Origin of the sequence: Pseudanabaena sp. lw0831 (assembly GCF_016584665.1) — a bacterium.
GTDB lineage: Bacteria > Cyanobacteriota > Cyanobacteriia > Pseudanabaenales > Pseudanabaenaceae > Pseudanabaena.
In genome coordinates this window covers 68,633-88,867 of sequence record NZ_BBJB01000016.1, presented here as the reverse complement: position 1 = coordinate 88,867, position 20,235 = coordinate 68,633, and the positions used below count along the sequence as shown (strand labels likewise).

The window sequence follows — 20,235 nt, the reverse complement described above, 5'->3', positions numbered from 1 at the left end:
TGTTATTCAGTCAGTTCATTAACCACAGATCCTGCTTGTGAAAACAGCGAAGAAACTGCATCTACTAACTGTCCAATTGTGGCAATAACAATTTGTCCAAAATCTACTAGGCTTTGCCAAATATCCACCCCAACATAAACCTTTAAGTAAATTGCTACTAATACAAGTGATATAGTTGCGATCGCAAATTTACCGACCAACTTAGCCAAAAGTTCTAAAATTGCAGAAGTTGCCCAGATAGCTGCACCAAGTGCGATCGCCCCAAGGATTAAGCTAAGAGTTTGGTTTGTTTCCATATGAAAATAATCTCCTGTTTAGACAAGTATAGCGTTCTTGAATTTATCTTCGACATAGGCAAAAAAGCCGTATCTAAAGAAACATAGAAAATAAATAAACTGTTCTATTCCCATGTAAAAATTTGTATAGATATTGAATCTTTGTTCAGTATAAATAGAATTGCATTCCTGCTATGTCGATATAATTATGTCGCTGAAATTGGCAAGACATAATAAGTGTGAGGTAAAAATTATGCAAATTTTCTGGACAATCAATCAAATCCCAGAGTTACAAGATCTATAACCAGAACAGACAAAAGAGGCATGGCAATTTTGCTACAAAAAATATGCTTTCAAACATTGGCAAAGTTGGGTAAGTCTATTTGCGTTAGGAATTCTGGCTGCTTCGGGTTCAAAATTTGGAATAATTGGCGCAGCAATTGGTGGTGGTCTAGGAGGGGGGATTTTTGGTTTCACCGCCACAAATGTACTTCGCCCACATTTACAAGATTATGTAAGTACTCACTTTAAAAATACTAGCTCTTCAACAGACCAATCTTCTGATAATCCATCAAATCCCGATCAATCAAGTAATGATTTCTAGTTCGCTTTTCAGGCAGAAGTTTGTTTCCTCGCCGAAGGCGAGGAAACAAACCCACTAGTAATACCAAAACACAAAGTGGCGCAGCCATTTTGTGTTTTTAAAAACCTTACAGGGTTTGGTTTTTAATTCACAGAAGTGTTGTCACCCTTTTGTGAATTGGTATAACATCGCAAAGTTTCACCCAGAGAAAAAGAAGAAACCGCAATGCGCTTTCTTCTTTTTAATAATTACTAGCCGTTTTGCGGTGGTGAATTGCCGTTAAGCCATTAGATTGCAATAGCTTGCCATTCTCCACGATCGCATAGACAATCCAGTGATCGCCACATTCCATCCGTTGTGCAACACAACATTGCAAATATGCCAATCCATCTGGCAAAATTAGACCACCTTCTGTTTCTTCAATTTGTACATCTGTAAAACGATCTTCCCCAGGTGCAAATTTTTTCATAAAGTGTTTGCGAAGTTGTTTGCCTTGTTCAAGAATATTCAAAACAAAGCGATCGCCTTCAAATAAATAAGTCTCGATCGCACGATCCTTGGCAACTGCGATCGTTAAGCCTGGAGGATTAAACGAAGCTTGCGATACCCAAGATGCAAGCATCGCCGTTGAGATTTCACCATGTTTGACTGTTAGTACACATAGAGAACCAACAATTCGCCCTACAGCTTGCTCCACGGTACTTCCGGGATTGAGTGTTGTCCGAACTTTTTTGGCTTTCTTCAACGCTTGGGCAAAATCAGTTCCTGTCTCTTCACAAACTTGTAAAGTTGCTTCGGTAGGCGTGAACTTAATCCGAATCGGCTCAAAGGCAAGAGTATAGCCAGCATCCTTTAGCTTTCCAGAAATAAGATCTACAGCTTCGCCACTCCATCCATAGGAGCCAAATACACCTGCTTGATAGCTCTTAGTCGCCGTAGACAAAACTATGCCCAAAGCCGTTTGCACCTGTGTTGGTAAATGTCCACCCAAGGTTGGCGAACCAATTAAGAAACCAGACGATTTTTCGATCGCAATTTTGATCTCTTCTGGTTCGGCGGTTTCACAATTAATTAACTCGACAGAAACTCCTGCTTTAGTGATACCTCTTGCCAAAGCATTAGCGATCGTCGTCGTATTGCCATAAGCCGAAGCAAAGAGCAATGCTACAGAAATATTTTGCTGTTTCTGCGCTTCACTCCATTGACGATAGAGATTGACCAACTCATGCAACCCATAGCGCAACATCGGCCCATGTCCAGGAGCATAAAACACCGCAGGCAGATCGGTTAGCTTATCGAGGGCTGCCTCAACTTGGCGGACTTGGTTAGCCATTGTGCTATCGAAATAATAACGGCGATCGCCTAATAGATGACTCCAACCCTCGTCAAAGACCTGATCGCCACAGATATGTGCCCCAAAAAATTTATCTGTATATAAAATCTGTGTTTTCGAGTCGTATGTGCAAAGCTCGTCAGGATGACGAGGTGTAGAAGTGGGAATAAATTTGAGAATGTGACCTTTACCAAGATCGAGGGTTTCTTCACCACGTACAACTTGAATTTTGAGATTTTCCCCGAATGTTTCCTCTAGGCTTTGACGTAAAGCGATCGCCCCTGGATTAGTACAAATAAAGGTGATGCGACTATTAATTTTGAGCAAAGCCTTTAATGTCTCAATGCGGTTCTGGTTAACATGACCAAGAATCACATAGCTGATATCGCCAATGTTAATGCGCTTACGCAATTCATCTAAATAAATTGCTGTAAAAGTCTCTCCAGGAGGATCGATCAGCGCTAGCAAGGTTCCTTGAATTAAGAATGAATTTGCAGTTGTCCCTTTTTCGAGAGCATATTCAATTTCAAACCGCAAGCGATTCCAACTACGCGATCGCAGAGCAAAGGTTTCGTCAGCTATATAAATTGCTTGTACATCACGGGGCTTAGTGTTAGTCACGATCGCATTCTCTCAACTGTTACAAAAGGCTCATTCTTAATCATAGCGACCAAGCGATCACCGCTACTACATAATTTGATTCATGGTTCTTATCAGGCAAATGAGAAATATTGAACAATGTCAATCTTTGCAAAGCTTGATGAACAAATGTATTACCGATCAAATTTGGTGCTTTCACAATAGATATAATTAGGACATGTCAGGGGTCTCAAGGTATTTATACCAATGTATAAAGCTTTGATCTTAGGCATTAACCAATGAGTCAGTTGTTAGGTTCTTAATTAGTATTTCAGGCTTTACCCTTGACCCATCTTGATTCTTGAATTGATCTAATCACTAATGTGGTTAGGGAGTTAAATCATTATGACTAGCTCAACTTTTGCCTCAGAACTATCCAGAACTGTTCCCAAAGAACAAGCATTAATACTTTGGTTTGAAGAAGTGGGAATTGCTGATATTCCCCTTGTGGGTGGGAAAAATGCTTCTCTAGGGGAAATGATTCGCCAGCTTCAACCCAAGGGAGTAAGTGTTCCTAATGGATTTGCCATCACTGCCTATGCCTTCCGTTATTTCATTGAGAAGGCTGGCTTGGAAGCAAAATTGCGCGAACTATTTGCCGATCTTGATATTGAGGATATGAATAACCTGCGCGATCGCGGTCGTATGGCTCGTGCTTTGGTTCTCAGTACACCATTTCCTGAAGATCTGCAAATAGCGATCGCCATGTCCTACCAGAAACTATGCGACTGCGAATTGTCCTGTGGTAAAGAAGCTGATGTTGCCGTGCGTTCTAGTGCCACAGCCGAAGATTTACCCGATGCCAGTTTCGCTGGACAACAGGAAACCTATCTCAATGTCTATGGCGCTAACGAAGTTGTAGATGCTTGCCATCGCTGCTTTGCCTCGCTATTCACCGATCGCGCGATTTCCTATCGCACCATCAATGGCTTTGACCATTTCGATATTGCGCTCTCCGTCGGTGTGCAAAAAATGGTGCGTTCCGATCTCGCCTCTTCTGGGGTGATGTTCTCCATTGACACCGAAACAGGCTTTAAAAATGCAGCACTGATTACTGCCGCCTATGGCTTAGGTGAAAACGTGGTGCAGGGCGCTGTCAATCCCGATGAGTATTTTGTATTCAAACCCACACTCAAACAAGGTTTTCGCCCGATTCTCGAAAAGCGTCTCGGCACAAAGGAAATCAAGATGGTCTATGACATTGGCGGCGGTAAGCTAACCAAGAACATTCCTGTCCCAGTTTCCGAGCGCGTCAAGTTTGCAATTACCGACGATGAGATTCTCAAACTCGCAGAATGGGCTTGCATCATCGAAGATCACTATTCGGAAGTACGTGGTAAGTTGTCACCAATGGATATTGAATGGGCGAAGGATGGCAGAACTGGCGAATTATTTATCGTCCAAGCCCGCCCTGAAACGGTGCAATCGCAAAAATCTGGCAACATTCTCAAGAATTACAAACTGAATGGCTCTAGCAATATTCTGATTACTGGTCGTGCTGTCGGTGAGATGATTGGTCAAGGCAAGGCTAATGTGATTCTAGAAGTGCATCACATTGAAGATTTCCAAGCGGGGCAAGTGCTAGTTACGAACAAGACCGATCCTGACTGGGAACCAATCATGAAAAAGGCTAGTGCGATCGTCACCAACCAAGGTGGGCGTACCTGCCATGCGGCGATTATTGCGCGAGAAATGGGTATTCCTGCGATCGTTGGTTGCGGTAATGCCACAGGTGTGATCAAGACGGGGCAAGAAGTGACGATTTCCTGTGCCGAAGGCGAAGAAGGCAAGGTTTATGAAGGTCTAGTTCCCTTTGAAGTTGTCGAGACTTCTCTCGATAATTTGCCCAAGCTTTCCACCAAGATCCTGATGAATGTGGGCAATCCTGAAGAAGCTTTTGGTTTATCCTCGATTCCCTGCGATGGCGTGGGCTTGGCGAGAATGGAATTTATCATTGCCAATCACATCAAGGCGCATCCTCTAGCATTGATTAATTTTGACACCCTTGAAGACAAGGCTGCGAAATGGGAAATTTCGCAATTGACTGCAAGGTATGAGAACAAAGCTGATTTCTTTGTTGATAAACTTGCCCACGGCATTGGCACGATCGCAGCCGCTTTTTATCCCAAACCTGTCGTAGTGAGGATGTCTGACTTCAAGAGCAATGAATATGCTAATCTGCTCGGCGGTCGAGCCTTTGAACCTGTGGAAGAAAATCCGATGATCGGATGGCGCGGTGCATCGCGCTACTACGATCCGAAATATCGCGAAGCCTATGGCTTGGAATGCCAAGCCCTGAAGCGTGTCCGTGATGATATGGGCTTAACCAATGTGATTCCGATGATTCCTTTCTGTCGCACGCCTGAGGAAGGGCGCAAGGTGATTGCCGAGATGGCAAAGCATGGCTTGAAACGTGGAGAGAATGGTCTCGAAGTCTATGTGATGTGCGAAATCCCCAGTAATGTGATCTTGGCGGATGAGTTCTCGCAGGTATTCGATGGCTTCTCGATTGGCTCTAATGATCTCACGCAGTTGACGCTCGGCTTAGATCGGGACTCGTCTCTAGTCGCGCATATCTTCGATGAGCGTAACGAAGCTGTGAAATCAATGATTCGCACGATCATTCAAAGAGCTAAGGCAAACCATCGCAAGATCGGTATCTGTGGTCAAGCGCCCAGTGATTATCCTGAATTTGCGAAGTTCCTTGTCGAGCAAGGCATTGATTCAATCAGTCTCAACCCTGATTCTGTGCTGAAGACAATGCTAGCGATCGCATAATTATTGCTAAACCCCAAAAGATGAGAGGCGGCGCAAAGCGCCGCCTCTCATCTTTTGGGCAACAAAAAAGCCGTCACCAGTTGGTGACGGCTTTTTTGTTCCCAAAAATTACCAGCTAGATTTAACTACGCCTGGCAATAAGCCTTGGTGAGCCATTTCACGCAAAACGTTACGGCACAAGCCGAAATCTTTGTAATAGCCACGGGGTCTACCAGTTGCCCAGCAGCGATTGCGGTGGCGAGTAGGGTTGGCATTACGAGGAATTTGTTGGATTTCACGGTGGACAGCAACTTTTTGTTGTTGTGTCAGTTCAGGACTGGCAAACTTTTCTTTAAGTGCTTCGAGTTTAGCTGCATACTTTTCAGCTAATTTGGTGCGCTTTTTCTCGCGCTCGATCATGCTTTTCTTAGCCATTGCTGTTCTATCAGGTGATGTAGAGGTAAAAGTCTAAAAATTTAATACAATTCGCGACAGTTACCGATCATAACCTAAATAGCTAACTTATAGAGCATAATTTTTCATTTCATAATTTTTTTAGGCGATCGCCCCGACATGAGCAATTTTTTGAGATCGCGCGATCGTTCTACTTTATGCAACTTGTAAAATTGGAATTTCTTGAAACTTTTGGCGCTTGGGCAATGTTTCACCTTTTTCTAAGGCAGTTTCTACTAGCAGTTCAATCACTTCTTGAGCATTTTGGACTGCTTCTAAGGGACTTCCACAAAATAATTGACTTCAAAAATGTTGTGGTGGGCGAAAAGCCCGCCGCAACATTTTTGGGGTTTGTAATGTGGGCTATACCCCTTTGAATCCCGCTTCCATATCAATAGCGATCGCAGAATGAGTTTGGGTTCCCTTCGCTTTTTTATCCTGCATCCATGCGCCTACATCCCCAAGCATGATTCCTAGAAGAATGAATCCACCACCAATATATTGAGCGGCATTGGGAGACTGTCCAACAATAAAGTAGGAGCATAAGATTCCCGCAATTGCACTAAAAGCACTAGCTAAAGTAATATCGATAGAAGTAGATTTTTTTAAGCCGATTATCCAGCATAACTGCCCGCCAATAACAATTACAAAGCTATAAATCAGAATCCATTGCCATAAAAAAGGTGAAAAAACATCGGTAAAATGCTCAAAGCCAAATAGCGCGATTACGATTGTGCCAAAGACTAAAGTGCCAATTAACGTCCTAAAAACCCTAAAAAAGCCTAGAGGAATATTGACCAGATAAACATCACTAATTGTAGAAGCGATCGCCAAAATAATTGCACCAATGACAGTTAAAACCTCGCCACTGTAAAATACTAAGCTACTACCTGACTGAAGCAGAATAACTAAAGCAACGCCAATAACGGTCGCGATCGCGCCCGCGATATTCCAAGAATTTATTTTGGCTTTGAGAATTAAAAACGATAAAGCTAAAACTAGAACTGGCTCAATTCTGCTAACTAAAATCACATTGTTGATTGCAGTTCTGTCTAGGGCGGTAAAGATCAAGGCTGGAGCCAATGCACCACTTAGAATGGCAACAATGGTTAGGAAAAGCCAACCTTTTAATTTGATTTTCCTAATCTCTTTCAAGTTCCATTCTCGATGGTATAAGAAGATTAAGATGCCTAATTCGCAGATATTTCCAACAAATAGACTATTACAAAAGGAAATCGGATTTCTGCCATCAATCAGGTGTGCATCACCTAGATCGTGCAATTTCGTGGCAATCGCATTAGAAGCGCCAAATATGAGAGTGGCGATCGCGAGGAACCACCGACCAACGTTACGATTTTGAGAATTAGAAATTCCAGAAAATTCTTGAGTCATTGCATGTCTATATATTGGAATGGAGCAATGAAGGCTAATCTCTCCATTATATCTCTACTAAATTATTTAAACCAATGTTTTAAACCAATCTTTAAATAATTTTTTGCTGAGGATAGCCCTATTGAAATCCCCAAAACATCTAAGTAATCTTTTATTGTAAGTAAAGGTATCGATCAACTAAATTTGTTAGGGTGAGTTAAGATCTAGTAAAAGCATATAAATAATGAGCATCAATTTTGGGAGAGAGATTTGTGGCGATCGCACTAAGTCAGAAGAATATGAATGGCTAGTGACTAATGGCATCGGTGGCTATGCGTCTGGCACGATCTCAGGAATGCTGACCCGTCGCTATCATGGCTTGTTGGTAGGTGCACTCAAACCTCCATTAGAGCGATCGCTCTTGCTCTCAAAATTAGATGAAACTGTAAGATATAGGGATCGGCATTATCCTCTTCATACTAATCGTTGGGCAGATGGAACTGTTAAGCCATCTGGTTATCAAAATATTGAAAGTTTCGCATTAGAGGAAAGCATACCCAAGTGGAGCTTTGCTTGTGCTGATGCGCTACTGCAAAAAAGGATATGGATGCAGTATGGACAAAATACTACCTATATTCAATATGCTCTAGAGAGAGGTAGTTCTCCTATGATGCTCTCAATTAAAGCGTTAGTTAACTATCGTGACTACCATGGCAGTACCATCGGTGACAATTGGCAAATGCAGGTAGATCGCATGGAGAAAGGAGTTTGTATTAAGGCTTTCTCAACGGCAACTCCATTCTATTTGCTTAGCGATCGCGCTAATTTCGCCCTTGCTCACGATTGGTATAAGGGATTCGATCTAGCGATAGAAAGCGAACGCGGATTAAGCGATCGCGAAGATCATCTTCATGTTGTTACTTTTGATGTAAAACTAGAGGTGGGTGAGACTTTAACTATTATTGCGAGCACAGAGGCAGACGCTTCCTTAGATGGCAAATTTGCTTTGCAAATAGAACGCGATCGCGAGACGAAGCTTTTAGAGACTTGGCACTCTTTTTATTCCTTAAACTATCCCTTCAAAATCTCAACCCAGTCAGCGCCAGATTGGATCAAGCAGTTAGTGCTAGCCGCCGATCAGTTTATCGTGGATCGTCCAGAGCAAGATAATGGCAAAACGATTATCGCAGGATATCACTGGTTCTCTGACTGGGGAAGAGATACGATGATTAGTCTCACAGGATTAACATTGGCAACGGGGCGCCCTGAAATTGCGCGTTCTATTTTACTTACCTTTGCCCAATATCTCGATCGAGGAATGCTTCCTAATCGTTTTCCTGATGTCGGAGAAAATCCTGAATACAACACAGTCGATGCAACACTTTGGTACTTTGAAGCCATCCGTGCTTACCATGCGGCAACTGGTGACGATCACTTATTACATCATCTCTTTCCTGCTCTCGAAGAAGTTATCGATTGGCATTGCAAAGGTACTCGCTACAACATCCATCTCGATAGCGACGGCTTGCTCTATGCAGGTGAATCGGGAGTGCAACTCACTTGGATGGATGCCAAGATTGGTGACTGGGTAGTCACGCCTCGCATTGGCAAGCCCGTAGAAATTAATGCACTTTGGTATTGTGCCCTTGCGACGATGTCCGCGATCGCGCAAAAGATTGGCAAGCCCCATGATCACTATGAGAAACTCGCAGAGCGAGCCAGAATTGGATTTCAGCAGTTTTGGAATCCATCAACTGGCCATTGCTATGATGTTCTAAATTCAGACGGCAAAGCGTTTAACGATGATACTCTGCGCCCCAATCAAATCTTTGCCGTATCTCTGCCCATCTCGCCACTATTAACTGAAGTTCAACAAAAAAGTATTGTGGATGCATGTGGTCGATCGCTACTTACTTCCTACGGATTGCGATCGCTATCCCCTGAACATCCTGACTATTGCGGACATTACGGAGGTGACTCATATCAACGAGACAGTGTTTATCATCAAGGAACAGTATGGGGCTGGTTGCTTGGTGCATTTGTGCGGAGTCATCTGCGGGTCTATCAAAATCCCGAACAGGCTCACGCAATGCTCCAGCCAATGTCTCATCACCTGCAAGCTAGTGGTTTAGGCAGTCTGAGTGAAATCTTTGATGGTGATGCCCCCATGCGAGCGCGTGGCTGTATAGCTCAAGCTTGGACTGTTGCCGAGGTTCTACAAACTTGGATATTCATCGAGAACCTCAAAAGATGAGAGGAGGCGCTTCGCTCCTCCTCTCATCTTTTGGGCAAAGTGCCTGCTTAGCAGGCGCTTTGCCCTTTTTTGGGTTTAGTTTTTACAGAGTTTTATCGATCGCTAAAAGCGTATGTAACAAAACATTTGCGCCCTGAGCGCATTGCTCAGGTGAAGTATATTCATCCTGTGAATGACTAATACCATTGAGACTGGGTACAAAAATCATGCCCATATCCGTAAAACGTCCAATCTCTTGAGCGTCATGCCCTGCACGACTAGGTAAGTAGTCGTAACTAAGTTTGAGTTCTTGACAGACATTAGCGATCGCTTCCATTAGTTCGGGTTTGGCTGGAGTTGGCAGCACATGCAACTTCTGCTCAATGGTAAATTCTGTACCTGTACTTTGAGCGATCTCCTCACATTCTTTCTCAATCTGCGAGATTAAATATTGTAGGTTCTCTTCGGAGAGGTCGCGCAAATCGATGCTCATATCTACACGGGCTGGCACAACATTAGTTGCGTTAGGCGAAACTGTCATATGTCCTACAGTAGCTACTTGTTCACCCTTCGTTTCTACACCAAGGCGATTGATTGCTAATACCAGTTGAGAAGCTGCAACGAGGGCATCTTTTCGCATATGCATTGGCGTTGTCCCAGCATGATTAGGACGACCGACAATAGTCACCATAAAGCGATATTGGCCGACGATACCTGTAACCACGCCGATTTGTTTATCTAACGCTTCAAGTACGCCGCCCTGCTCGACATGAAGTTCGATAAACGCCGCAATTTCATGGCGATCGCGTTTGGCAGTATGGAGCTTATCCCAATCACCACCAACAATTTTTAAGCAATCTTGAATTGATGTGCCATCTTTACGTCGATATCGTTCGGGATCGGTGGGGGCATTGCCTGCGATCGCTTTACAGCCAATCACACTATTTTCTTCATCGGAAAAAACTATTACTTCAAAGGGATGACGCAGCCGTATCTGGCTTTCTTGAAATACCTTCGCCACTTCGATTCCCGCCAAAACGCCGAGACAGCCATCGAACTGTCCTCCGACTGGTACGGTATCAATATGCGATCCTGTCGCCAAAGCTGCTGTTCCTGATTCTGTTCCTGCATAAGTACCGATGATATTGCCTACCGCGTCACTCCGTACTGACATTCCTGCTTCTAGCATCCAAGTTTTGACCAATTTACGAGCCTGCATGTCTTCTTCAGAAAAAGCAAGCCTGCATACTCCACCGTTGGGCAGCTTGCCAATTGTGGCAAGTTCAGCAAGACTGCGCTCAAGGCGATCGGAATTGATCGCTAATTTGGGGAGTATCGCTATCATGGCTCAGATTATTCCTTAAAGATATGTTAAACGCTAGATTGTGAATACAATATACTGTATACACATATTTATGATTAATATGGTATCGTTATTTGATTTTCAGGCAAGCTAAATTCATGAATTTAGCTTGCCTGAAAATCAAGAAACAATTGGATTAAAATTCTTGTCAGTTAAACAATGACTGTTACGATCATACAAACTTTAAGAAAAACAGAATAAAATTCTCGTAATTTCATCTGACCTGACTTTATGGTCAAAATCGCAGAGAATTATTCATCCAGATTTTAGGAGATTTCTGATTGTTGCTCTCATCACCTCGTCCCATCCAGCGTTCGCAATCGTTACGTGAGCAAACCTATCAGGTTTTGCGCTCAGCTATTTTGTCAGGGGAATTTTTAGCTGGCTCACGTTTAGTAGAGACCCAAATTGCCGAGAAATTACAAGTTAGCCGCACACCAATCCGTGAGGCTCTACAGCAGCTACAACAAGAGCAGCTTGTTACAACCGATGAAAATGGCAATCTGCGGGTGGTCAGCTTCTCGACTGCTGATGCTAAACATCTCTATCGTTGTCGTCTGGTACTAGAGCAAGAATCAGTATTAGAAGCATGTAAAAATGCCACTGCTGAGCAGTTAGCAAAAATCGAGTTGGCAATTCAACAAGCAGAAAAAGCGATCGCCCAGCAGCCAAATCAACTGACAAGCTACCAGCTACTGCATATTGACTATCAATTTCATCGAGCGATCGCTGAATGTTCGGGCAATCATTGGTTAGCGTTGCTCCTCGATCAGCTATTCGATAAAATGGCATTATTGCGAATGCAGACAGTGCAGCAAAATCTCAAGGTTTTAGAGATCCGCTCAGAGCATCGCCAAATTTATGAAGCGATCGTGCAACGAGATTACGAAGCTGCTTTCAAAGCTCTTAGCAATCATTTAATGTCCAGCCAAGCTAGAGTTATCCGCGAAATAGAGCAATTGCAAAACCAACAGATTCAATAAGAGCTGCTGTGCTTTGCACAGCAGCTCTTTATAACGGTTTACAATATTTTTATAGTCAGCCAAGCCTAATAGCTATGACCCAAACCTTATCCTCAAGAACAATTCTTCCTGTTACAACCTTCGAGGCATTTATCGATTGGCTACCTGAAAATTCTGGAGTCCGTTACGAATTACATAATGGAAATATCACTGAAATGCCTCAACCAGTGGGAGATCACGAAGAATCTAAAGGGTTTTTGAACATTGAAATTTCCTTTGAAATCAAAAGTATTGGCTTGCCTTACAGTATTCCTAACCAAGCTATTGTTAGACCTGATGGCAAAGATTCGGGCTATTTGCCAGATATTTTGGTACTAAATCGCACCAATCTGGTTAACGAAAAGCGCTGGAAAAAAGAATCAATTCTTAGTGACGGTGCATCCATACCCCTAGCAATTGAGGTTGTCTCGACAAATTGGCGTGATGACTACTACTTAAAATTTGCTGATTATGAGGAAATGGGGATTCCTGAATACTGGATTGTTGATTATGCGGCTTTAGGTGGACGTAACTTTATAGGTAATCCTAAACTACCGACTATTTCTGTTTGTAATTTGGTAGATGGAGAATATCAGATTATTAAGTTTCGTGATGATGAACGTATTATTTCCCAAGCTTTCCCCGAATTAAAGCTCACTGCAAATCAGATTTTTCAAGCTGGAGTAGCGATTTGAAAAGCTGGAACCTAAATAAATTTGCCATTTAAGTAATTAGTACTAGAATCTTTTTATGCTTAAGTAAGTTTGAGATGATGTTCGTTACAAAATCAATGGATGGGGCAATGGACGAGTTAAGAGATGTGCTAGCGTTGGCAACCGATGAAGAGTTATCCCAAATTTCGGATATCCTCTTTCGGCGCAAGTTCAATCCCCTTGATTATTTTGCGACTCCGCCCGTTAAAGAATTACAAAGATGGGATCGCGATGAACTGATTGAGGCGGTCGCTAAGCGTTTCAAATTTCTAGCTGCTGATGGACTGACGGTTTTACGCCGCAAAACTGATAATGTCAGCTATCGAGAAGTCCTCCAAAGGGTATGTCAACATCTAAATATCAAATATTCTAAAAATCAAACCATTGAAGATATCGAATCAGAATTATTTCTGAATCTAATTAGCAATTCATGGAAAAAACTGTCACCGCAAGAACGTTCCAGCATTGATGATTCAATGCAAGCAGCGCTAACTGAGTCAGATTTACAAAAGTCTTTGCCCCTTGATGCGCAGCGCAATCCTATGAGCCTATTGGTCAAAGGCGGCAGTGCGATCGCGGTGAGTACGGTGATCCGTTCAGCAGTACTCACCGCGATCGCTAGACAAATGGCATGGCACTTTGCATCCTATCAAGTTGGTTATGAGGTGCTCAAAGCTGGTGGGACAGCGATCGCAACTCGTTTAAATGCTTATGTGTCTACCTATCTTGCGAAACGGGGAATGGCTGTGGCGGCTACTCAATATACGGCAGCGCGGACTGTGTTTTCGGTGATTACACCTGCGCTCTGGGGTTTGTTTTTTGCTGATCTAGGTTGGAGAGCGATCGCCACTAATTATGGACGGATTATTCCTGCTATTTTCATTGTTGCCCAAATAAGGTTACTGAGAATGTCTTGATTATCAAAAGAGAGTTGCAAACAAAAAGAAACTCACTACGTGAGTTTCTTTTTGTTTGGACTACAATAAAAGATATGTTACGGATTGTTAAGATAAATCCTGTATGAAACTTTCACCTTCGCCAAGCACATCCACTCCTGCAAATCCGTCAATCAATAGAGGAATCATCTCAGCATGGAATCGCATCGAAGAACCGATGTGGCAAGGTAGCGAAGCCGACATTCACAAAGGGTTGCCATTTAACCTACTATCTCCAACTTGGCAAATGTTCTTGATGGGTGATGGCGCACCGACTCGACATTTACAGCTACTGACTCAATCGGAAATCTCCGTAGATGTGGTTGCCATGACTCCAATTGGTGATAGGGATGACAATGCACCATCGGATATTACCGCGATCGCTGCACCTCGAATTCGCCGTCAGATCTTTTTGCGATCGCAACAAACGGGAGAGATATTTTCCCATGCGACCTCATGGTGGTCTGAGGCGACGATGCAAAAATATCTCAAAGATCCATCACTGCCAATTTGGGTCAGTCTCAACCAAAAATACACTGAGCTTTACCGTGATCTCAAAGGTATTTATAAAGGACATTGTCCAAATTTAGCTGATGCTTTTGGCTATCCTGAGATTGACACCTATTGGGGCAGACATTATTTACTGTGGCATGGCGGCGAACCGATTACGATGATTTATGAAATCTATTCGCCGGCGATCGGGAAATATCTTGGTTCAAGCAGCCTTTAAAAATCAAATCCATCAGAACTTTCAAAAGTACTGCTTCGCAGTACTTTTGAAAGTTCTGATGGGTTTTAAGTCAGCGCAAGGCGCTGTATAATCGCAGCCTGTAGCTAGTCGGTGACTGCATTGATTGCCATTTATCCAGGTAGTTTCGATCCCATTACCCTAGGACATCTCGATATTATTAAGCGCGGTAGTCATCTGTTCGATCGCGTGATCGTCGCTGTTTTACGTAATCCTAACAAAAATCCTCTATTTACGATGGAGGAAAGAATGATCCAGATTCGTCAAGCAACGCAACATCTAGATAATGTTGATGTTGATACCTTTACAGGGCTAACTGTCACCTATGCCCATCTCAAGCAAGCACAGGTTTTAATTCGAGGATTAAGAGCCGTTTCAGATTTTGAATTGGAATTACAGATGGCCCATACCAATAAAACCTTGGCTAATGATATCGAGACGGTTTTTCTATCTACTTCCAATGAATATAGTTTTTTGAGTAGTAGTGTGGTTCGTGAAATTGCACGTTTTGGTGGTGAGATTGGTCATTTAGTCACGCCCGAAGTAGTAACTGCCCTAAGACAAAAATTTCAACAGTCTTAATCTTTCCATTGCTAAGTTACTTAAGTACTTGTACAAAATAAATTCCCAAATTTGTAAGGTTGCGCCCCTGTAGGGCGCAACCTTACAAATTTGGGTTAGTAATTAGGACTTCTGACTGACACCTTTTTGGGCTTTAAGCTGCTATAAAATAGATTAAGGAGCTAATCGCGTTTGTTTGCGTCAAGAGTATTATGCAAACTTAATCAACGATGAGGAGCGAAATTATGAAAATTCCAGTTTTAACCAAAAGTACTTGGTTTGGGCTAGTGGCGGCAGCGGTTGTCGGCGGCTCTGGTGCGGCGGTGCTTGTGCATGGCACTTTTAATAATCAGCCTAATCCCCAATCATCAGCACCAGCGACTGTCAACCAAGTAACCCAATCACCACCACCTGCAACCAGAGCCGTAGATGGTCAGTTGGCAGTTTATTGGATCGAGTCTAGTAAAAATAAACTGATCGCCGTGCCGATCGCGGTTAAAGCCAAAAGTAATGATGAGGCAATCGGCTCTGCGATCAAAATGTTGATTGCTGAAAAACCTCCTGAATCTGAACTTTACAGTGCCATTCCTGAAAACACGAAAGTCTTGAACGCGACAACAAAAAACAAGGAAATTCGGATTAATTTATCTAAGGATTTTACCAAAGGTGGTGGTTCAGCTTCAATGCAGGGAAGGATTATTCAGGTTTTATATACAGCAACGACTTTAGAACCCGATGCAAAAGTCTTTTTGTCCGTTGAAGGTAAACCGTTAAAATATATTGGCGGTGAAGGGTTAGAAGTCCCTCAACCAATGACCCGCAAAGATTTTGCGCTAGAGTTTTAGTAAAGTGTGGCGCTTCGCGCCACACTTTACTGCCCATGATAGTTTGTCGTTAATTATGTCGCCAATCAAATTGCCTGATATTGATAGTCTTAGCCTCATTGAGCAAGTTTCTCAAATGGTGGTGGTTCGCACTTGTGGGATGCTTTATGATCATCAAATTGAGTATCCACAGTGGGAATTACCTAATGCGAAATTACAAACTCTGATCAGTGAATATGGGGTTGGCGGTGTAATTTTGTTAGGTGGTAGTGCGCCTGAGATTGCTTTGAAAACACAGCAAATGCAATCATGGGCAAAAGTACCATTGTTGATTGCCGCAGATATTGAAGAAGGTGTGGGACAGCGCTTTAGTGGTGCAACATGGTTTCCGCCACCGATGGCTTTGCAAGCAGTTTCCATGAAGTATGCCGAGGCAATGGGGAAAATCACGGCGGAGGAAGCTTTAGCGATCGGCATCAATTGGTTACTTGCGCCGATTGTTGATGTCAACAATAATCCCGAAAATCCTGTAATTAATGTGCGAGCTTTTGGGATTACTGCTGGTGAGGTGATGGGATCGACGAGGGGATTTATTGCGGGTGCAAAGCAATATCCTGTCCTGACCACAGCCAAGCATTTTCCCGGACATGGGGATACATCGGTGGATTCGCATTTACAAACACCAACGCTACTTCACGATCGCCAAAGATTTGAGAATGTTGAGTTTCCTCCTTTTGTGAATGCAATCTCGGCGGGTGTTGATGCGATTATGAGTGCACATATTTTAGTACCAGCGTTAGATCGCAAAAATATCGCTACTTTGTCGCATCATATTATTACGGGGATTTTGCGAACCGAATTAGGCTTTGAGGGACTTATTACAACTGATGCGCTGATCATGTCGGGCATTACGAACTTGGGCAGCCCTGAAGCGATCGCGGTGCAAGCAATAAAAGCTGGTGTGGATATTTTATTGATGCCCGTCGCTCCGATCGCTACAATTCATGCAATTTGCGAAGCGGTAGAATCTAAGGAAATAGATCGCGATCAAATTCGAGCATCAGTCCAAAGAATTTGGAAGGCAAAACAGAAAGTTTGCGGTATTCCCCCCAATCTAAAAAAACTAGGTAACCCGCTGAATCTAGGAATTGCTAAGTCAATCGCTACCAAATCCATTAATGTTTATTCTGCGCTCTCAAATCTACAACCTGAAAATGTTAAGGAGCATTTAGAAGCAAATTATTTGAATTTGATTATTGTTGACGATCCACTGACCTGTGAAGAGTTTCTCAATGCGCGATCACCTGCGGTGTTATTGCCTAAAAGCAATGGCTATCAGCGCATTGTGGCAGATGGATTGACATTAGCAAATCTAAAATGTGACCAATTCTCGCTAATATTTATCCAGATCTTCAGTCGAGGTAATCCATTTCGTGGCAGTACCAATTTGCATGAAAAGATTAAAAATTTAGTTGCCGAATTGGTGTTAGAACATAAATTGCAAGCTGTAGTTCTCTATGGAAGTCCCTATGCTTTGGATCGATTGTTGCCTTTATTGCCAATGCAGATGCCTTGGGGCTTTGCCTATAGCCAACAACCAGAGGCTCAGGAAGCAGTTTTACAAAAACTAGGGTTTTGATAAATCTAAATATGGCAATTTTATTTAGGTTATTTAGGTTTATCTTGATTGCTGCCATCACATCATCAACATTGTTGGCTTGCAATTCTCTTTTTACTGATAAATCGCCATCGCCAAGCAATCTATTAGAAAGTAAACCACTCCCATCACCTCCGCCCATAGCGACTAAAAACGTAGAGCCAGAGCGCATTCCCGATGCTCCGTACTTACAAACGCCGCCAGAAGTAGTACTGAAAATGCTTGAGATGGCAAAGGTAGACAAAGCTGATGTTGTTTACGATCTTGGTAGTGGCGACGGTAGGATTGTGATCGCTGCTGCCCAAAAGTTTGGCGCAAGAGCCATCGGTATCGAGATCGATCCTGAATTAATTAGGGAATCCGATCGAGAATCAAAATTAGCGATCGCCAAAACACCAGAAATTCGCGATCGCATTCAATTTATTAAACAAGATTTTTTTAAAACAGATTTGCGTAATGCAACGGTTATTACGCTATATCTTCTACCACAAGCAAATCTTCGTGTGCGCTCCGAAATTTTACCCAAATTAAAGGCGGGAACAAGAATTATTTCCTATGAATATGATTTAGGAGATTTACCTCCTAATCAAACTGAAAAAATTAAAGTTGGTAATCGTGAATATAGAATTTATCTATGGATTTTAGGTTGATAAAATATTCTGAACATTTTGTCTGCATTACGTTGTACTATTTTTTCTTGTTTTTTATGCTAACCTGATGTCACTCTTGTTTTAGTCAGTTTGTCCATTGAGAACCGCAATATTCACTAAGATCGCTTTAGTTGTGATTTCTTTAATTACGGCTATTCCTGCTTATGCAAAAAGCGATCGTCTCTGCCGCGCACAGTTACAAAATGAGGTTGAAAAAGTCGCTCAGTCACCTAAATTGCAACCGTCGCGAGTTGGTGTATTTGTGCAAACCAATGAGACTAATCCGCAAATATTAGCTAATCTTGATGGCGATCGCTACTTTATCCCATCATCCAATGCCAAATTATTCATAACTGCGATCGCGCTAAAAACATTGGGTGCAAACTATCGTTTTGCTACCCGTTTGATGTCGCACAATTTGCCAAATACCAAGGGAGAATTAGAGAATGGATTATGGCTTGTTGGCTCAGGCGATCCTAGCTTTCGCTCGACGACGGGTTTAAAATCGCTAGTAACACAACTTAAAAATAAAGGTGTAAAGCAGATCAATGGTGGGATTTGGACTTTGACATCTCGCAAAGGTGCAGAAGTTGCAAATAGTTGGGAATGGTCGGACTTACAGGAATATTATGCAGCGATCGCATCTCCCTTCACGATTAATGAAAATGCTATCAACTGGACTGTTAGTCCCGATATAAATGGCAAACCTGCAATTTTTACATGGGACACTCCCGAATTGGCTAAGGATTGGCGGGTAGAGAATCAAGCAATTACAGGTACTACAGATTCTAAGTACATCTTAAAAGTTGTCCGCCCCTATGGTCAAAAAGTCCTGATCGTCACTGGAGTGATTCCTGAAAAATCAGAACCAGAACTAGGTGGCGTGGCTATTCCCAATCCTGAAGCTAATTTTTTGGATTTATTGCGTCAAGAGTTAGCAGCACAGGGCATTACAGTTTCTCAAAATATTTCTACTGACTCCTCAAAAAGGCTTCCTCCTAACCAAGATTTAGCGATCGAGTACTCACTGCCGCTCTCGCAATTAATCATTACAACCAACAAGGACAGCAATAATCTCTACGCAGAACTGCTATTAAGAGCTTTAGGAGATCGTCTTTATGAAACTAACCCCGATGATAGTGTCCTTGGTGGCATGATCGCGATTAACAAGTATTTGCAATCAATCAATACGCCTCCTGCCCACACATTGCTAGCCGACGGTTCTGGGCTATCACGTCGCAATTTAACAACTCCCAGAGCGATCGTTCAACTTTTGCGAAGTGTGTCTAGCGATCAGAACTTTCGTAAATCTTTAGCAATCTCCAATGTCGATGGCACATTGACCAATCGATTTAAAAACACCTCGGCACAAGGGTTAATTCAAGCTAAGACGGGAACGTTAACGGGTGCAATTGCATTGTCAGGATATGCTAATCCTCAAAATCATCGCGAAGTCATTTTCAGTATCATCATTAATAATAGTAATCTTCCGTCAAGGGAGTTGCAGCAATATATCGATGCGATCGCTTTATTATTAACTCGCCTTGAACCCTGTTAATGAAAAAGTCTGCTGCTCAAAAGAAATTCCTATTCATTGTTTTTATAGCTTTGCTGATAGGAAGTATTGCCACAATGATTGCTTGGTCTATACAAGACCCATCGCAAACAACTTCTTCTGATGCCAACCCTGCTCTATGTCCAACCATGTCAGATAACTTAAGTAAATCCAAGAGTTTGAAGTTTCACCCCATCAAAGTTGTAGCCGAACCTTGGCGTGGTGAGCATCATGTGTACTCCATCTTTGCTTTGCCTTTGCAATACAAAGACATCTACTATCGTTCTCAGCTATTGGTCAAGGACACCGACACCCCTTGGGAGGTTACGCCCACCGATGGGCTTAAATATGGTGAGATAGCTCCTGAAGACTCCTTTTTAGTAATTGGATTTTTTCCTACTCGTTTGACACTGTGGTACTGGGTAAGTGGTCGGTTTGGCGAGCTGAGACAGCCCTGCAATTGGACTCTCCATCTTTTTCCAAAATAGTGCTTTACGCTCAAACGAACCAATAGACTCTATGAAAGTGTTGCTTTGCAACACTTTCATAGAGTCTATTGGTTCGGGTATAATTGCGAAGATTAA

General features: G+C 42.7%; 16 protein-coding genes and 1 pseudogene. 12 read left to right on the top strand and 5 right to left on the bottom strand.

Translation table 11 applies throughout. From position 1 onward, the window contains the following. Positions 1–2 precede the first annotated feature (2 nt). Complete coding sequence (locus APA_RS03510) at positions 3–296, bottom strand: hypothetical protein (protein ID WP_103666579.1); 294 nt, start codon at positions 294–296, stop codon at positions 3–5. Positions 297–1,099: 803 nt separating this feature from the next. After that, positions 1,100–2,812: a diflavin flavoprotein gene (locus tag APA_RS03505; RefSeq protein WP_201320929.1), complete on the bottom strand. Its 1,713-nt coding sequence runs from the start codon at positions 2,810–2,812 to the stop codon at positions 1,100–1,102. A gap of 363 nt (positions 2,813–3,175) precedes the next feature. On the opposite strand from APA_RS03505, the gene ppsA reads away from it, so the two are divergent. After that, on the top strand, positions 3,176–5,608 hold the full coding sequence (ppsA, locus tag APA_RS03500; protein WP_201320928.1) for a phosphoenolpyruvate synthase: 2,433 nt from the start codon (positions 3,176–3,178) through the stop codon (positions 5,606–5,608). 108 nt (positions 5,609–5,716) lie between these two features. Here ppsA and rpsN read toward each other — a convergent pair whose 3' ends face one another. Then, positions 5,717–6,022, bottom strand: a complete 306-nt coding sequence (gene rpsN / locus APA_RS03495; protein WP_103666575.1) for a 30S ribosomal protein S14 — start codon at positions 6,020–6,022, stop codon at positions 5,717–5,719. Positions 6,023–6,403: 381 nt separating this feature from the next. Further along, positions 6,404–7,432 (bottom strand): DMT family transporter, encoded by a 1,029-nt coding sequence (locus APA_RS03490; protein WP_201320927.1) that lies wholly within the window; start codon positions 7,430–7,432, stop codon positions 6,404–6,406. A 223-nt stretch (positions 7,433–7,655) separates the two neighbouring features. Between APA_RS03490 and APA_RS03485 the strand changes: the two genes are divergently transcribed. Beyond that, positions 7,656–9,665, top strand: coding sequence for an amylo-alpha-1,6-glucosidase (locus APA_RS03485; RefSeq protein ID WP_201320926.1), 2,010 nt, complete (start codon positions 7,656–7,658; stop codon positions 9,663–9,665). 82 nt (positions 9,666–9,747) lie between these two features. Here APA_RS03485 and APA_RS03480 read toward each other — a convergent pair whose 3' ends face one another. Further along, on the bottom strand, positions 9,748–10,989 hold the full coding sequence (locus tag APA_RS03480) for a Zn-dependent hydrolase (protein ID WP_201320925.1): 1,242 nt from the start codon (positions 10,987–10,989) through the stop codon (positions 9,748–9,750). Between the two features lie 299 nt (positions 10,990–11,288). Between APA_RS03480 and APA_RS03475 the strand changes: the two genes are divergently transcribed. The 10 genes and pseudogenes from APA_RS03475 (at position 11,289) to APA_RS03430 (ending at position 20,139) form a co-directional block, all read left to right on the top strand. Next, complete coding sequence (locus tag APA_RS03475; protein WP_201320924.1) at positions 11,289–11,990, top strand: GntR family transcriptional regulator; 702 nt, start codon at positions 11,289–11,291, stop codon at positions 11,988–11,990. Between the two features lie 74 nt (positions 11,991–12,064). Continuing rightward, positions 12,065–12,703, top strand: coding sequence for a Uma2 family endonuclease (locus APA_RS03470; RefSeq protein WP_201320923.1), 639 nt, complete (start codon positions 12,065–12,067; stop codon positions 12,701–12,703). Between the two features lie 74 nt (positions 12,704–12,777). Further along, a complete protein-coding gene (locus APA_RS03465; protein ID WP_374101340.1) occupies positions 12,778–13,638 on the top strand; it encodes a YaaW family protein in 861 nt (286 codons plus the stop codon). A gap of 103 nt (positions 13,639–13,741) precedes the next feature. Next, complete coding sequence (locus tag APA_RS03460; protein WP_201320921.1) at positions 13,742–14,386, top strand: chorismate lyase; 645 nt, start codon at positions 13,742–13,744, stop codon at positions 14,384–14,386. A 120-nt stretch (positions 14,387–14,506) separates the two neighbouring features. After that, positions 14,507–14,983: pseudogene (coaD, locus tag APA_RS03455) on the top strand (pantetheine-phosphate adenylyltransferase); the annotation flags it as partial. Between the two features lie 227 nt (positions 14,984–15,210). After that, positions 15,211–15,810 (top strand): GerMN domain-containing protein, encoded by a 600-nt coding sequence (locus APA_RS03450; RefSeq protein WP_201320920.1) that lies wholly within the window; start codon positions 15,211–15,213, stop codon positions 15,808–15,810. A 55-nt stretch (positions 15,811–15,865) separates the two neighbouring features. After that, positions 15,866–17,428: a glycoside hydrolase family 3 N-terminal domain-containing protein gene (locus APA_RS03445; RefSeq protein ID WP_201320919.1), complete on the top strand. Its 1,563-nt coding sequence runs from the start codon at positions 15,866–15,868 to the stop codon at positions 17,426–17,428. Positions 17,429–17,439: 11 nt separating this feature from the next. Next, positions 17,440–18,096: a methyltransferase domain-containing protein gene (locus APA_RS03440; RefSeq protein WP_201320918.1), complete on the top strand. Its 657-nt coding sequence runs from the start codon at positions 17,440–17,442 to the stop codon at positions 18,094–18,096. A gap of 97 nt (positions 18,097–18,193) precedes the next feature. Continuing rightward, on the top strand, positions 18,194–19,654 hold the full coding sequence (dacB, locus tag APA_RS03435; protein ID WP_201320917.1) for a D-alanyl-D-alanine carboxypeptidase/D-alanyl-D-alanine-endopeptidase: 1,461 nt from the start codon (positions 18,194–18,196) through the stop codon (positions 19,652–19,654). Continuing rightward, on the top strand, positions 19,654–20,139 hold the full coding sequence (locus APA_RS03430; protein ID WP_201320916.1) for a hypothetical protein: 486 nt from the start codon (positions 19,654–19,656) through the stop codon (positions 20,137–20,139). The genes dacB and APA_RS03430 overlap by 1 nt, the downstream gene beginning before the upstream one ends. Positions 20,140–20,235: the final 96 nt, after the last annotated feature.

What these genes read in the sequence shown, in the direction of transcription:
- APA_RS03510 (WP_103666579.1), bottom strand. Translation starts at nt 296, where the DNA reads ATGGAAACAAACCAAACTCTTAGCTTAATCCTTGGGGCGATCGCACTT.
- ppsA (WP_201320928.1), top strand. Translation starts at nt 3,176, where the DNA reads ATGACTAGCTCAACTTTTGCCTCAGAACTATCCAGAACTGTTCCCAAA.
- rpsN (WP_103666575.1), bottom strand. Translation starts at nt 6,022, where the DNA reads ATGGCTAAGAAAAGCATGATCGAGCGCGAGAAAAAGCGCACCAAATTA.
- APA_RS03490 (WP_201320927.1), bottom strand. Translation starts at nt 7,432, where the DNA reads ATGACTCAAGAATTTTCTGGAATTTCTAATTCTCAAAATCGTAACGTT.
- APA_RS03485 (WP_201320926.1), top strand. Translation starts at nt 7,656, where the DNA reads ATGAGCATCAATTTTGGGAGAGAGATTTGTGGCGATCGCACTAAGTCA.
- APA_RS03480 (WP_201320925.1), bottom strand. Translation starts at nt 10,989, where the DNA reads ATGATAGCGATACTCCCCAAATTAGCGATCAATTCCGATCGCCTTGAG.
- APA_RS03470 (WP_201320923.1), top strand. Translation starts at nt 12,065, where the DNA reads ATGACCCAAACCTTATCCTCAAGAACAATTCTTCCTGTTACAACCTTC.
- APA_RS03465 (WP_374101340.1), top strand. Translation starts at nt 12,778, where the DNA reads ATGATGTTCGTTACAAAATCAATGGATGGGGCAATGGACGAGTTAAGA.
- APA_RS03460 (WP_201320921.1), top strand. Translation starts at nt 13,742, where the DNA reads ATGAAACTTTCACCTTCGCCAAGCACATCCACTCCTGCAAATCCGTCA.
- APA_RS03450 (WP_201320920.1), top strand. Translation starts at nt 15,211, where the DNA reads ATGAAAATTCCAGTTTTAACCAAAAGTACTTGGTTTGGGCTAGTGGCG.
- APA_RS03445 (WP_201320919.1), top strand. Translation starts at nt 15,866, where the DNA reads ATGTCGCCAATCAAATTGCCTGATATTGATAGTCTTAGCCTCATTGAG.
- APA_RS03440 (WP_201320918.1), top strand. Translation starts at nt 17,440, where the DNA reads ATGGCAATTTTATTTAGGTTATTTAGGTTTATCTTGATTGCTGCCATC.
- APA_RS03430 (WP_201320916.1), top strand. Translation starts at nt 19,654, where the DNA reads ATGAAAAAGTCTGCTGCTCAAAAGAAATTCCTATTCATTGTTTTTATA.